The sequence below is a fragment of the Polaromonas sp. P4_F9 genome, from assembly GCF_056401235.1.
Genome location: NZ_JBFUJT010000001.1, coordinates 186,271 through 199,476, shown reverse-complemented (window position 1 = coordinate 199,476; position 13,206 = coordinate 186,271). Strand labels below are relative to the sequence as shown.

Here is a 13,206-nt window from a genome sequence, read left to right as displayed (position 1 = left end):
GGGGTATACCTGATCCCCACAGCGGTGCCAGTTTGTGAGAAAGTAATGCCATGCAATTAAATCTGGCCGTACCGTCCCCATTGCAGTATTTCTCCAGCCTGGTGCAGAGCGATGAGCATTTCCCCCTGCTGGAAGCTGCCATCAGCCTGGCCCAGGATGAATACCCTGACCTTGACGTGCAGCAGGTGCTGGGCGACGTGGACCAGCTGCTGGCCCGCCTCAAGCGCCGCCTGCCGGCGGACGCACCCGCGCTGCAACGCCTGCGCGCGCTGAACCAATTCTTTTTCCATGACCTGAGTTTTGGCGGCAACGTCAACGACTACTACGACCCCGACAACAGCTACCTGAACGCCGTGCTGCGCACGCGGCGTGGCATTCCCATCACGCTGGCCGTGCTGTGGCTGGAACTGGCCCTGGGGCTGGGCCTGAACGCGCGCGGGGTGGCCTTTCCAGGGCATTTTATGGTCAAGGTCAACCTGCCCAAGGGCCAGGTGGTGATAGATCCGTTCAGCGGGCAGTCCCTGAGCCGCGAAGAGCTGGCCGAGCGGCTGGAGCCGTTCCGCCAGCGCGGCAGCATGGCGGAAGAGTTCGAGGTGCCCATGGGCTTGTACCTGCAGTCAGCGCCGCCGCGCGACATCATCAGCCGCATGCTGCGCAACCTGAAGGAAATCCACAAAACCCAGGAAGACTGGCCACGCCTGATTGCCGTGGAAGACCGCCTGATCGTGCTGCAGCCCGACGCCTGGCCCGAGTACCGGGACCGCGGGCTGGCCTGGGCAGCCCAGGGGGAAGTGACCCAGGCGGTGACCGATCTGGAAACCTACCTGGCGCATGCCGAGGATGCACTGGACATTGACGCGATGAGCGAGCGCGTCGCCCAATTGCGGGGGAAACACTGACTTTGGGCGTCCGGCGGGGATAGGGTTTCACGGCGCCTCTTTTGCCCGCCAACACCGGCCAGGTTCCGAAATGGCCAAACTGATCGCACACTGACCGGTAACCGCCTCAGGGTCGGACGCAGTCGGGTGCCCTGTCAGGTGCTCCAGAGACGGGTGCCATGCCAGCGCCAGAGCATGGCCAGCGCCACCAGGCTGAAGACCGCGCCGGCGGCAAAGGTCACCGGTGCGCCTAGCTGGTCCCACAGCACTCCCGCCAGCGTGCTGGCCAGGAGCATCGCCAGGCCGCTCACCAGGTTGAAAAACCCGAACGCCGTGCCGCGCAGGTCGGGCGGTGCGGCGTTGGTCACCATGGTGGCCAGCAAGCCCTGGGTCATGGCCATGTGCAGGCCCCACAGCGCGATGCCCGCCCAGACCCAGGTCCAGTGGTTGCTGTAGGCCAGCAGCGCATCGGCGCCAATCAGCACCGCCAGCCCCCAGGCCAGCAGCGTGGTGTGGCTCACCGAGTCCGACAGCTTGCCGAAGGGGTAGGCGCCCAGGGCATAGACCATGTTCATCCCGATCAGTACCAGCGGCGTGTAGGCGACCGGCAGGCCACCCTGCAGCGCCCGCAGCAGTAAAAACGCTTCGCTGAAGCGCGCCAGCGTGAACACGGCGCCGATGGCAACCACCCGCCAGTACGGTCCGCTCAGGCGCTTCAGGTTGTCTTTGCTGATCGGGTTGAGCCGCGGCGCCTGCCGGTCGCGCACGGGCTCGCGCACGCCGAACAGCAGCAGGGCCACGGCCAGAAAGCCGGGAATGATGGCCACCCAGAAGATGGCCCGGAAATCATTGGCCCAGAGCAGCATCAGGCCCATCGCAATCAGGGGGCCGAGGAAGGCCCCCACGGTATCGAGCGCCTGGCGCAGCCCGAAAGCCGCGCCGCGCAGGTTGGGCGGCGCCAGATCGGCCACCAGCGCATCGCGCGGGGCGCCGCGCAGGCCTTTGCCGACGCGGTCAATCAGGCGGGCGGCCATCACCATGCCAGTGGTTGTGGCCAGCGCAAAGAGCGGTTTTGACAGCGCACCCAGGCCGTAGCCGAATACCGCCAGCGGCTTGCGCTTTCCCCAGTAGTCGCTGAGCACGCCCGAGAACACCTTGACGATGAGCGCCGTGGCTTCGGCAAAGCCCTCGATCAGGCCGACGGCCCACATGCTGGTGCCCAGCACCGTGACCATGAAGACCGGCAGCAGGCTGTGGATCATCTCGGAAGAAATGTCCATGAGCAGGCTGACAAAGCCCAGTGCCCAGATGCCGGCCGGAAGACGCTGCGAGCGGCTGGCGTTGTTAGCCACGGTGTTTACCGGAGGGGCTTGCCGGTCAGCCATCGCGGCCGGATCAGCCGACGATGACGGCGGCGCCCTCGCCGCGGGGGGCGATCACGCCAATCTCATAAACCTGTTCACCGGCGTCACGCAGGGTTTTGGCCGTGGCCTGGGCGCTGGCGGCGTCCACCACCACCACCATGCCGATGCCGTTGTTGAAGGTGCGGTTCATCTCAAAGTCGTCGATACCGGCGGTCTTTTGCAGCCAGGCAAACAGCTCGGTTTGCGGCCAGCTGCCTTTTTTGAGGTGAGCCGCCGTGCCCTCGGGCAGCACGCGCGGAATGTTTTCCAGCAGGCCACCGCCGGTGATATGGGCCAGCGCCTTGATCGGATGCGCCGCCAGCGCGGCCAGCACGTTCTTGACATACAGCCGGGTGGGCTCCATCAGGGCTTGCTTGAAGGGCTTGCCGTCCAGCGTGGCGGGGCAGTCGGCGCCGGCGCGATCGATGCATTTGCGCACCAGGCTGAAGCCGTTGGAATGCACGCCGCTGCTGGCCAGGCCCAGCACCACATCGCCGGTCTGGACTTCCTTGCCCGTCAGGATCTTCGACTTTTCCACCGCGCCCACCGCAAAACCGGCCAAATCGTACTCGCCCTCGGGGTACATGCCGGGCATTTCAGCCGTTTCGCCGCCAATCAGGGCGCAACCGCTCAGCTCGCAGCCTTTGGCAATGCCGCCGACCACCGCCGCGGCGGTGTCCACATCGAGCTTGCCGCAGGCGAAGTAATCCAGGAAGAACAGCGGCTCGGCACCCTGTACCAGCACATCATTGACGCTCATCGCCACCAGGTCGATGCCGACGGTGTCGTGCATGTTCCATTCAAAGGCCAGGCGCAGCTTGGTGCCCACGCCGTCAGTGCCGCTCACCAGCACCGGTTCCTTGTAGCGCTTGGGCACCTCAAACAGCGCGCCAAAACCGCCAATGCCGGCCAGCACGCCTTCGCGCATGGTTTTCTTGGCCAGCGGCTTGATGCGTTCAACCAGGGCGTCGCCCGCGTCAATGTCAACGCCGGCGTCTTTGTAGCTCAGGGGGGAAGAAGAGGAGGTGGTCATGGGGTGGGGCTCTGGTGCGATGGGGTGCGGTCGGTCGGGTGGGCGGGGGTCTGCAGTCTGGAGCAGCCCTGCAAGCCCGATAGAATTCAGCCTTAGATTCTAAAGGCTGCGTGTCCAGTGTCCTGCCAGACCCCTGGCGGACCTTACCAGCCTCCCCCGGCAAGCTCACCGCAAGGCTTTATGCAATTCACCCACACCCAAAAAAGCGTCGCCGCCTGGTGCCTGATTGCGGCGCTGGCCGTTGTCGCGCTGTGGCTGCTGGGCCCGGTGCTGACGCCTTTTGTGGTGGCGGCGGTGCTGGCCTATGCGCTGACGCCGCTGGTGAACAGGCTGGACAGCCTCGGCAAGGGCCGCCTGCCGCGCGTGGTAGCGGTGCTGTTGGTGGAGTTTCTGTTTATCGTGGTGCTGTTCGGCCTGTTTCTGCTCATCGTGCCGATCATGGCCAAGGAACTGCCGCTGCTGCGTGAACAGGTGCCGCTGCTGGCGGACCGCCTCAACACCGAATTGGCGCCATGGCTGGCGAAGTTCGGCTTTCGGGTGTCGCTCGACGTGGCCAGCATCAAGGCCTTTGTGCTCAAGTACCTCAATGCCAATTTCGAGGACGCCTTCGGCTCGCTGCTGTCCTCCCTCAAGCTCGGGGGCAGCGTGGCGCTGGCCATCATGGGCAATGCCGTGCTGATTCCGGTGGCACTCTTTTACCTGCTGATGGACTGGGATAATTTTGTCGGCCATGTGCTGGAGCTGGTGCCTCCCCGCCTGCGCGAGGGTTTCGACAGCTTCACCAGCGAGGCCGATTCAGTGCTGGGCCAGTACCTGCGCGGCCAGTTGCTGGTCATGCTGATCATGGCCGGTTTCTATGCCGTCGGGCTGGCGCTGTTTGGCCTGGACCTGGCGGTGCCCATCGGCGTATTTACCGGGCTGGCGATGTTCATTCCCTATCTGGGTTTCGGCGTGGGGCTGATACTGGCGGTGCTGGCGGGCGTGCTGGAATTCGCCTCCATCAAGGCGCTGGTCATGGTAGCGGTGGTGTATGGGCTGGGGCAGGTGATTGAAAGCCTTTACCTCACGCCGCGACTGGTGGGGGAGCGCATTGGCCTGCACCCGCTGGCGGTTATCTTTGCCTTGCTGGCATTTGGTCAGATGTTCGGGTTTGTCGGCGTGCTGGTGGCACTGCCGGTAAGCGCCGTGTTGCTGGTGGGCATTCGTCGCCTCAAGGCCAGCTACATCGCCAGCAGGCTTTACACGGCCTGAGGGCTTCATGGGCAGGCGTGAAACAGGCAACGGACAAGCATGAAACAGATAGCGCTTGATATCGGGCTGGCCTCCGCCCCCTCGTTTGCCAATTTCTTCGGCGGGCCGAACGAGGCGGCGCTTAAGCACCTGGAGCTTTGGGCTGGCAACACCCTGCGGTCACCGGTGCCGACCTACCTGTGGGGCGAGCCGGCCAGCGGCAAGACCCATTTGCTCAGGGCCGTCAGCGAGGCGCTGCGGGAGCAGGGCGCCCCGGTGGGCTGGATGGATGCGTCCGTGCTCGAGCCACCGGAATTCAGCGAATCCTGGGCCGCCGTGATTCTGGACGACTGCCATCTTTACACGGCGGTGCAGCAGCAGGCCGCATTCAACTGGTTTGTCAATGCGCTCAATTCGGCCGATGGCCGTCCGCGTGGGGTGCTGGCCGCCGGCCTGGTGCCGCCCGCCGATCTGGCCTTGCGTGAGGACTTGCGCACGCGCCTGGGCTGGGGTCACGTGTTTGCCCTGCAGGCCCTGACCGAAGCGGAGCGCCGTGCCGTGCTCAGGCGCGAAGCCGATGCACGCGGCGTGTTTCTGGGCGATGACGCCATGGACTTCATGCTGACACGTTTTTCGCGCGACCTCGGAAGCCTCATGCAACTGCTGGACCAGCTCGACAGCTACGCCCTGCAAACCAAGCGGGCCATCACGATCCCGCTGATCAAATCCATGCTGGAGAGTCAATGACGTCAGAAAAGATGAGAAGCGTAGAGAGCAACGCCACCGAGACACAATTTCCCGCCGGGCCGCCCCAAGGGAAATTAGCCCCCTCGGGGGGCAGCGTGGTACGCAAAGCGACAAGCGTGGGGGCCCGTAAGATTGCCTTGTTCGACCTGGATCACACACTGATCCCGATTGACTCGGATTACGAATGGGGTGAGTTCACCATTGCGCAGGGCTGGTGCGAGGCCACCGAGTTCAAGCGCCGCAACGCCGAATTCTTTGCGCAATACCGCGCCGGCACGCTCGACATTCACGACTATGTACGCTTTGCCACGCAAGCCATCCGCGAGCAGGGCGCAGCCAAATCGATGGCTGCCCATGCCCGCTTTATGCAGGAAGTGGTGCAAAAACTCATTACCCCGCAGGCCCTGGCGCTGGTTCAACAGCACCGCGATGCCGGCGACGAGCTGGTGATCGTCACGGCCACCAACGAGTTCGTGACCCGTCCGATTGCCGAGGCTTTTGGTGTGAAGGAACTGATCGCGGTGGAACTGGCGCGTGACGCCCAGGGCCAGCTGACCGGTGAAATCAGGGGCACGCCGTCCTTCCGGGAAGGCAAGGTTGCCCGCGTGGAGCAGTGGCTGGCCACCCGCCAGCTGGGCTGGCACGATGTGCAAACCTGCTTTTACACCGACTCCCTCAACGACCTGGCGCTCCTGGAGAAGGTGAGCTGCCCGGTGGCCACCAATCCGGATGAACGCCTGCGCGCCATCGCCACCGAGCGCGGATGGCGCATACTTGACCTGTTCTAATTGACCAGGGCGGCGCCAGCCGCCCCGCAACGACGGGCTAGCCCGCAAAATTCTGTTTTCATGATCAAAAAATTCATCGACAAGCTGTTTGGTAAATCCGGCAGCACCGAGACCACTGCTTCCGAAAGCAGGCGGATCAAAAAATTACCTTTCGGCAAGCGCCAGGACGTCGGTCCCAAAGAACACGGCATCGACCCCAAGCTGGTCGACGACCGCGCCATGGATGTCGTGCGCACCTTGAAACAGGCCGGGTTTGAAGCCTATGTGGTGGGCGGCGCCGTGCGCGACCTGCTGGTCGGCCTGCGGCCCAAGGACTTTGATGTGGCCACTGACGCCACACCCGAGCAGGTCAAGAGCCTCTTTCGCCGCGCCTTTATCATCGGCCGGCGCTTTCGCATCGTTCACGTGATTTACGGCCGCGGCCGCGAGCACGAGGTCATTGAGGTCTCGACCTTCCGCGCGCACCTGGACAGCAGCCTGGCGGAGCAGGTGGGCGGCAACGAGCGCACCAGCAAGAGCGAGTTGGCCGGCATGAAGCATGCCGTCGACAGCTCGGGCCGCGTGCTGCGCGACAACGTCTGGGGCCCGCTGGAAGAAGACGCTGCGCGGCGCGACTTCACCATCAACGCCATGTACTACGACCCTGAAACCCAGATCGTGGTCGATTACCACAACGGCATCCGCGACGCGAAGAAAAAGATCATCCGCATGATCGGCAACCCGGTCGTGCGCTACCGCGAAGACCCGGTGCGCATCATTCGCGCGGTGCGCTTTGGCGCCAAACTCAGTGCGCTGGGATTCAAGTTTGAAGACAAGACCTCAGCGCCCTTGCGCGAGATGAGCGGCCTGCTGGCCGACGTGCCGCAGTCGCGCCTGTTCGATGAAATGCTCAAGCTGCTGCAGACCGGCCATTCGCTGGCCAGCATTGAGCAGCTCAAGACCCTGGGCCTGGGTACCGGCATCTACCCGCTGCTGGATGTGGTGGTAGATGCTGCCCATGAGCCCTTCCTGAACCTGGCGCTGAAAGATACCGACCGCCGCGTGGGCGAAGGCAAACCGGTGGCGCCCAGCTTTTTGCTGTCGTGCATCCTGTGGTCCGATGTGCGCGACGGCTGGGCGCGGCGCCGCAAGCGGGGCGAACACCTGATGCCGGCGCTGCAGGATGCGATTGATGACGCGTTCAACGCCAAGATTGGCGACGTCTCGGGCCGCGGCAAGCTGGGCACCGACATGCGGGAAATATGGACCATGCAGCCGCGGTTTGAAAAGCGTGTTGGCAGCTCGCCGTATTCGCTGCTGGAGCAGCCACGCTTTCGCGCCGGTTTTGACTTTTTACGGCTGCGCGCGCAGACCGGTGAAGTCGACATGGCGCTGGCCGAGTGGTGGGAAAAATTCAGCACCGCGTATGACGATGAACGCCACGCCATGATTGAAGAGGCGCGCCAGGAGCAACTGCAAAAGCCGCAGCATCCGCGCACGCGCGTGAAGCGCCAGGACGCGGAGGCGGAGGCGGACGGTTCATCCGCCAGCCCATCCAGTGCCCGCACGGACGCCGATCAACCCGAAACCGCGTCAGAACAGGGCGACATGGCGCCGGCCCGAAAACGCCGCCGACGTCGCAAACCGGCGAATCGCGCCAATGCAGCCGATCCCGGCAGTGCAGAAGGCAGCGCTGGCGGCAGCGACCAGCCCTCGCCAGGTGTTGCCACCAACCCTTGACCTTTTGGAGTGTGAGCCGTGAGCGTTGAGCGCGTCGTTCAGGCCTACATCGCCCTGGGGGCCAACCTCGGTGACGCAGCGGCAGCGCTGAGGCAGGCGGCAAGCGCCCTGGACCGCCTGCCGTTCACGCAGGTCCGCCGGATGTCCGGCCTCTACAAAACAGCACCGCTGGACACCGATTCGGGCGAGGCCACCGCGCCGGGCGGCGACTACCTCAATGCGGTGCTCGAGCTGGAAACAGGCCTGGCCGCGCCGGCGTTGCTGGAGCAGCTGCAGCGGATCGAGCAGGAGGCCGGCCGCCAAAGACCCTACCGGAACGCCCCGCGCACACTGGACCTGGACCTGCTGCTCTACGGCAGCGCCAGCATCGATTCAGCGCAACTGACGGTGCCGCACCCGCGCATGCTGCTGCGGGCTTTTGTGCTGGTGCCGCTGGCGGAAATTGCACCGGAGCGGGTGAGCCCCGAACAGCTCGCGGCGGTCGCGCACCAGGCCATTGAGCGGCTGGGCGACTTCGTGACGTAGCGGGTTCTCAGGGTGCCAGGCGCTCGCGCAGCCAGCTTGAATCGGCTTGCAGCGTGTAGCGCAGGCGGTCATGCAGACGGCTTTTGCGGCCCTGCCAGAACTGCCAGTTGTCGGGCTGGAGGCGGTAGCCGCCCCAATGTGGCGGGCGCGGAGGCTGCAGCAGGAATCTGGCGCCATATTTGGCCGCATTGGTCACCAGCACACTGCGGTTGGCAATGACTTCGCTTTGCGGACTGGCCCAGGCGCCAATACGCGAATCCAGCGGGCGGCTGTTGAAGTAGGCATCGCTTTCCTCCGCGGAGACTTTCTCGACCACGCCTTCAATGCGCACGACACGTTCGAGTTCGACCCAGTGAAACTGCAAGGCTGCATAAGGATTGCCGGCCAGATCGATGCCCTTGCGGCTGTTGTAATTGGTAAACCAGACAATACCGCGCGCGTCATAGCCCTTGACCAGCACCACGCGGGTGGAGGGGCGCAGCTTGCTGTCCACGGTCGCCAGCGTCATCGCATTGGGCTCCGGCACCTGCGCCGCAATGGCCTCGTTCAGCCACTGGTCGAATTGCTTCAAGGGGTCGGCGTGCGAGGCGTCTTCATTGAGTTCGGCGCGTTCGTAGCTTTTGCGGAGGTCGGCCAGGTCGAGGGTGGGGTTGCTCATGGTCACGATTGTGCACGGTTCAGTGGGCGCCTCGGCGTGGCTGGCCCAGGCTGGCATGACGCTATTCGCTGTTTGATGGTCTGTTTAATAGTCTATTTAAGGGGGGCTATTTAAGGGTCTGTTTGAGGGTACTTGAAAGCGAATTAATATTCGGCTATATTTCCACCTGACATGAAACCCAAAGACGATGAAAAGCAGCGTGCCATCGCTGAAGCCACCTTCAACCTGGTGGCCCAGACCGGCCTGAGCGGTTTGACCATGGCCGATATTGCCAAAGCGGCGGGTATTGCCACGAGCACCCTGTACGTCTATTACCCGTCCAAGGACGAACTGATCAGCCAGCTCTACGAAGAGGCCAAAACCGCGACCATGCTGCGCCTGATGGACGGCGTGGTGTCCGGCGCCCCGCTGCGCAGCCGGGTGCGTCGCATCTGGGGCAACCTGCTGCGACACCGGCTGGAGCGCTACGCGGAAGTGGTGTTCCAGGAGCAGTACTACAACTCCCCGTGGTTCACGCAGGGTAATCGCGAGCTGTCGGCCCGGCTGGCGGCGAGCTTCCTCGCGCTGATGGAAGAGGGCCAGCAGCAGGAGATATTCAAGCCCGTGCCCCTGCCCCTGCTGACGGCCAGCGTGGTCGGCTCGGTGCGGGAAACCGCCAACCTGATACGCACCCAGGTGCTGCCCGACGACGAGGCCGTGCACCAGGCGGCCTTCACCCTGTGCTGGGACGCCATCAAGGCGTGAATCGCTCGAAAACCTAATACCCCTGTTTTTCGTAGGCCAAGTTTTTTTGATAAAACCCGACTTTAAGCGAATATAAATTCGTCAAGTAATTCGCCGATTCCCTTTTGACTTCTTTTCGACTTCTCTTCTTACTTTCAACCCGCAAGGAGTTCCACGATGCCCACCCTCAACATCAATGGCAAGGACACCCCCGTCAATGCCGACGAGTCCACCCCCATCCTCTGGGCCCTGCGTGACACGCTGGGCATGACGGGCACCAAGTTCGGCTGCGGTGCCGCGCTGTGCGGCGCCTGCACCGTGCACCTCAACGGCGCGGCTATCCGCTCCTGCGTGACGCCGATATCGGCGGCCGTGGGCCAGAAAATCACCACCATAGAAGCCGTGGCTGCCGACCGCGTAGGCAAGGCCGTGCAGGAAGCCTGGGTCAAGCACGACGTAGCCCAGTGCGGCTATTGCCAGAGCGGCCAGGTGATGAGCGCCACCGCCCTGCTCAAGGCCAAGGCCAAACCGACCAACGCAGACATCGACGCTGCCATGGCCGGCAACATCTGCCGCTGCGGCACCTATGTGCGCATTCGTGCCGCCATCAAAGACGCCGCCCTGGCCCTGGCTTGAAGGAGAACACCATGTATTCCAACTCAACAGACACCTTCGACATCGCCGGGCAATTGCCAAAAGGCCTTCAGGCCCTGATGCACAAGGCGCAAGACGCCACGGAGAGCATCGCAAGCGCGGCCCTGCAGCGGCGCAGCTTCCTCAAGGTTGCGACCACCAGCGGCTTTGCATTGGGGGCTTTTCCGTTGCTGGCGCAGGCGCAAACCATGGCGACAGCCGGCGCGCCGGCTGCGGCGTCCAGCCTCAAGCCGACCCAGCAGCCTTCGGCCTTTGTACGCATCGACCGGGACGGCACGGTGACCGTCACCATCAACCGGCTGGAGTTCGGGCAGGGCGTCCAAACCGGTTTGCCCATGATCCTGGCCGAGGAGCTCGATGCGGACTGGCGCCTGGTGAAGAGCGAGCACGGCAATGCCGACCCGGCCTATGTGGACCCGGCATTCGGCATGCACCTCACGGGCGGGTCGGGCTCGATCAAGAACTCCTACACACAGTACCGCGAGCTCGGCGCCCGCACCCGCGCCATGCTGGTATCGGCGGCCGCCGCGCAATGGGGCGTCGACGCAGGCAGCCTGCGTACCCAGCAGGGCGTGGTGATAGGCCCTGGCGGCAAGCGCCTGACATACGGTGAGCTGGCCGAAGCGGCCATGAAGCTGCCGGTGCCGGAGGCGGTCACGCTCAAGGATCCCAAACAGTTCCGCATCATTGGCAAGCCCACGGGCCGGCTGGATGCGCGCGCCAAATCCAGCGGCGGCCAAAGCTACGGCATCGACGTGCGCCTGCCCGGCATGCTGACGGCGGTGGTGGCACATCCGCCGGTGTTTGCCGGCAAGGTCAAATCGCTGGATGACGCGGCGGCCCGGGCCATCCCCGGTGTGAAGGCCGTGCTGCGTGTGCCGCTGGACCGTGGCGGCGAAGGCGTGGCGGTGGTGGCGGATGGCTACTGGGCTGCCAAGCAGGGCCGAGATGCGCTGAAGGTCGACTGGGACACCAGCGGCGTCGAAAAAGTGGACAGCGCGCAGCAACTCACCAGCTACCGCGCGCTGGCGCAGAAAACCGGCACGCTCAAATACGACGCCGACGTCAGCAAGCTGGCTGCGGCGCCCAAGAAAATTAGCGCCGAGTTTGTGTTCCCTTACCTGGCCCATGCGCCCATGGAGCCGCTGAACTGCACGGTGCAGCTCAGCGGGCAGGGCGCAGATGCCAGGGCCGAACTCTGGCTGGGCACGCAGATGCCTGGCCTGGACACGCTGGCTGCGTCCAAGGTGCTGGGTGTGACCCCGCAAAACGTCAAGATGAACGTGCAGATGGCCGGTGGCGGCTTCGGCCGCCGCGCGATCGCGAGCAGCGACTACGTGGTCGAAGCCTGCAATGTCGCGAAGGCCGCACGCGGCGCCGGGCTGACGGCCGCGGTGCGCACCCTATGGAGCCGCGAGGACGACATCAAGGGCGGCTACTACCGCCCCATGCACCTGCACCGCGCCGAGATTGGTTTCGACGCGAAGGGCGACATTCTGGCCTGGGACCACGTGATCGTCGGCCAGTCCATCTTGGGGGGCACGCCCTTCGAGAGCTTCATGGTCAAGGACGGCGTGGACGGCACCATGGTCGAGGGCATGAAGGAGCCCTACGAGATTCCGATGCGGCTGTCGGTGCACCACCCCAAGCTGAACGTGCCGGTGCTGTGGTGGCGCAGTGTGGGTTCCACCCACACCGCTTATGTGATGGAAACATTGATTGACGAGATCGCCCGCAGCACGGGCCAGGATCCGGTGGCCTACCGCCTCAAGCAGTTCGGCACCAAGCACCCGCGCCATACCGCTGCATTGCAGCTGGCGGTGAGCAGGTCCGGCTACGGCAAACGCACGCTGGCGGCCGGACGCGCCTGGGGCGTGGCGGTCCACGAGTCCTTCAACACCGTGGTGGCCTATGTGGTCGAAGCCTCCGTCAAGGACAAGACGCCGGTGTTGCACAGCATCACGGCCGGGGTGCACTGCAACCTCGCCATCAACCCGACCAGCATCGAAGCGCAGATTCAGGGCGGGGCGCTGATGGGCCTGTCGATGTGCCTGCCGGGCGCTGCCATCACGTTGAAGGACGGTGTGGTGGAGCAAAGCAATTTCGGCGATTTCCCGGTGCCGCGCATCACCGACATGCCCACGGTGGCCGTGTTTATCGTGCCCAGCGCCGATGCGCCCACGGGCTTGGGCGAGCCCGGCTTGCCGCCGCTGGCCCCGGCATTTGCCAACGCAATCGCCAGGCTTACGGGCAAGCCCGCGCCGCGCGAGTTGCCTTTCAAGCTGGCGTGATGGACGGCACCGGGCCCACGGTGCTGGTGCTGGCCTCGGGCCGGGGCGAGCGCTTCATCGCGTCCGGCGGCAGCACGCACAAGCTGCAGGCGCTGCTGGCGGGCAAGCCGGTGTTGCAGCACACGCTGGATGCCGTGGCTGCCAGCGGGCTGCCCTGGCATCTTGAGAATGCGGGCCATCCCGGCATGGGCGACTCGATTGCAGCGGCCGTGCGGGCCACGTCCGGGGCTTCGGGCTGGCTGATTCTGCCGGCCGATTTGCCGCTGGTGCAGGGCGCCACGCTGAGGGCTGTTGCTGAAATGCTGGCGCAGCGCGCGGTGGTGATTCCGGTGTTCCACGGGGCGCGCGGCCACCCGGTTGGTTTCTCGGCCACGTGCCGAGCCGGCCTTTTGGCTTTAAAGGGAGACCAGGGTGCGGCTTCGGTCGTACGCGCGCAGGAGGCTGTCAATTCTGTAGCGTTTATCGACGTCGTTGATCCCGGCACGGTCACCGACATCGACACGCTGGAAGACTTGCGCCGCGCCGAAATGCTGCTCGGCCAGCGCTGAAGCGGCCCG

At 64.5% G+C, this 13,206-nt stretch carries 13 protein-coding genes; 10 read left to right on the top strand and 3 right to left on the bottom strand.

Annotated elements, in window-relative coordinates; translation table 11 throughout:
- Positions 1 to 50: 50 nt before the first annotated feature.
- On the top strand, positions 51 to 899 hold the full coding sequence (locus AC1DUB_RS00980; RefSeq protein ID WP_477720795.1) for a SirB1 family protein: 849 nt from the start codon (positions 51 to 53) through the stop codon (positions 897 to 899).
- Between the two features lie 134 nt (positions 900 to 1,033).
- Here the strand turns inward: AC1DUB_RS00980 and AC1DUB_RS00975 are convergent, their stop codons facing one another.
- Together AC1DUB_RS00975 and purM are read right to left on the bottom strand one after the other, a co-directional pair.
- Positions 1,034 to 2,230 (bottom strand): MFS transporter, encoded by a 1,197-nt coding sequence (locus AC1DUB_RS00975; RefSeq protein ID WP_477720794.1) that lies wholly within the window; start codon positions 2,228 to 2,230, stop codon positions 1,034 to 1,036.
- Positions 2,231 to 2,273: 43 nt separating this feature from the next.
- Positions 2,274 to 3,314 carry a phosphoribosylformylglycinamidine cyclo-ligase gene (gene purM / locus AC1DUB_RS00970; RefSeq protein ID WP_477720793.1) on the bottom strand — a complete coding sequence of 347 codons (1,041 nt, stop codon included), beginning with the start codon at positions 3,312 to 3,314 and terminating at the stop codon, positions 2,274 to 2,276.
- A gap of 180 nt (positions 3,315 to 3,494) precedes the next feature.
- On the opposite strand from purM, the gene AC1DUB_RS00965 reads away from it, so the two are divergent.
- From AC1DUB_RS00965 to folK, 5 genes are all read left to right on the top strand, one after another.
- Entirely contained in the window at positions 3,495 to 4,565 is a 1,071-nt protein-coding gene (locus tag AC1DUB_RS00965) for an AI-2E family transporter (RefSeq protein WP_477727904.1), read from the top strand.
- A 39-nt stretch (positions 4,566 to 4,604) separates the two neighbouring features.
- Positions 4,605 to 5,291, top strand: coding sequence for a DnaA regulatory inactivator Hda (gene hda / locus AC1DUB_RS00960; protein ID WP_477727903.1), 687 nt, complete (start codon positions 4,605 to 4,607; stop codon positions 5,289 to 5,291).
- Between the two features lie 116 nt (positions 5,292 to 5,407).
- Positions 5,408 to 6,079: a histidinol-phosphatase gene (locus AC1DUB_RS00955; RefSeq protein WP_477727902.1), complete on the top strand. Its 672-nt coding sequence runs from the start codon at positions 5,408 to 5,410 to the stop codon at positions 6,077 to 6,079.
- Between the two features lie 60 nt (positions 6,080 to 6,139).
- A complete protein-coding gene (gene pcnB / locus AC1DUB_RS00950) occupies positions 6,140 to 7,798 on the top strand; it encodes a polynucleotide adenylyltransferase PcnB (protein WP_477727901.1) in 1,659 nt (552 codons plus the stop codon).
- An 18-nt stretch (positions 7,799 to 7,816) separates the two neighbouring features.
- Positions 7,817 to 8,323, top strand: a complete 507-nt coding sequence (gene folK / locus AC1DUB_RS00945; protein ID WP_477727900.1) for a 2-amino-4-hydroxy-6-hydroxymethyldihydropteridine diphosphokinase — start codon at positions 7,817 to 7,819, stop codon at positions 8,321 to 8,323.
- A 7-nt stretch (positions 8,324 to 8,330) separates the two neighbouring features.
- Here folK and pdxH read toward each other — a convergent pair whose 3' ends face one another.
- The gene (pdxH, locus tag AC1DUB_RS00940; protein ID WP_477727899.1) at positions 8,331 to 8,981 is read right to left on the bottom strand and encodes a pyridoxamine 5'-phosphate oxidase; all 651 of its coding nucleotides are present in this window, start codon (positions 8,979 to 8,981) and stop codon (positions 8,331 to 8,333) included.
- Between the two features lie 171 nt (positions 8,982 to 9,152).
- On the opposite strand from pdxH, the gene AC1DUB_RS00935 reads away from it, so the two are divergent.
- The 4 genes from AC1DUB_RS00935 to AC1DUB_RS00920 all read left to right on the top strand — a co-directional run bounded on the left by AC1DUB_RS00935 (position 9,153) and on the right by AC1DUB_RS00920 (position 13,197).
- Positions 9,153 to 9,725 (top strand): TetR/AcrR family transcriptional regulator, encoded by a 573-nt coding sequence (locus AC1DUB_RS00935; RefSeq protein ID WP_477727898.1) that lies wholly within the window; start codon positions 9,153 to 9,155, stop codon positions 9,723 to 9,725.
- A 156-nt stretch (positions 9,726 to 9,881) separates the two neighbouring features.
- Positions 9,882 to 10,340, top strand: a complete 459-nt coding sequence (locus tag AC1DUB_RS00930; protein ID WP_477727897.1) for a (2Fe-2S)-binding protein — start codon at positions 9,882 to 9,884, stop codon at positions 10,338 to 10,340.
- 11 nt (positions 10,341 to 10,351) lie between these two features.
- The gene (locus AC1DUB_RS00925) at positions 10,352 to 12,649 is read left to right on the top strand and encodes a xanthine dehydrogenase family protein molybdopterin-binding subunit (protein ID WP_477727896.1); all 2,298 of its coding nucleotides are present in this window, start codon (positions 10,352 to 10,354) and stop codon (positions 12,647 to 12,649) included.
- Positions 12,649 to 13,197, top strand: a complete 549-nt coding sequence (locus AC1DUB_RS00920) for a nucleotidyltransferase family protein (protein WP_477728081.1) — start codon at positions 12,649 to 12,651, stop codon at positions 13,195 to 13,197. The genes AC1DUB_RS00925 and AC1DUB_RS00920 overlap by 1 nt, the downstream gene beginning before the upstream one ends.
- Positions 13,198 to 13,206 lie beyond the last annotated feature (9 nt).

Coding starts and splice junctions, on each gene's coding strand:
- AC1DUB_RS00980 (WP_477720795.1), top strand. CDS start 51: ATGCAATTAAATCTGGCCGTACCGTCCCCATTGCAGTATTTCTCCAGC.
- purM (WP_477720793.1), bottom strand. CDS start 3,314: ATGACCACCTCCTCTTCTTCCCCCCTGAGCTACAAAGACGCCGGCGTT.
- AC1DUB_RS00965 (WP_477727904.1), top strand. CDS start 3,495: ATGCAATTCACCCACACCCAAAAAAGCGTCGCCGCCTGGTGCCTGATT.
- hda (WP_477727903.1), top strand. CDS start 4,605: ATGAAACAGATAGCGCTTGATATCGGGCTGGCCTCCGCCCCCTCGTTT.
- pcnB (WP_477727901.1), top strand. CDS start 6,140: ATGATCAAAAAATTCATCGACAAGCTGTTTGGTAAATCCGGCAGCACC.
- pdxH (WP_477727899.1), bottom strand. CDS start 8,981: ATGAGCAACCCCACCCTCGACCTGGCCGACCTCCGCAAAAGCTACGAA.
- AC1DUB_RS00935 (WP_477727898.1), top strand. CDS start 9,153: ATGAAACCCAAAGACGATGAAAAGCAGCGTGCCATCGCTGAAGCCACC.
- AC1DUB_RS00930 (WP_477727897.1), top strand. CDS start 9,882: ATGCCCACCCTCAACATCAATGGCAAGGACACCCCCGTCAATGCCGAC.
- AC1DUB_RS00925 (WP_477727896.1), top strand. CDS start 10,352: ATGTATTCCAACTCAACAGACACCTTCGACATCGCCGGGCAATTGCCA.
- AC1DUB_RS00920 (WP_477728081.1), top strand. CDS start 12,649: ATGGACGGCACCGGGCCCACGGTGCTGGTGCTGGCCTCGGGCCGGGGC.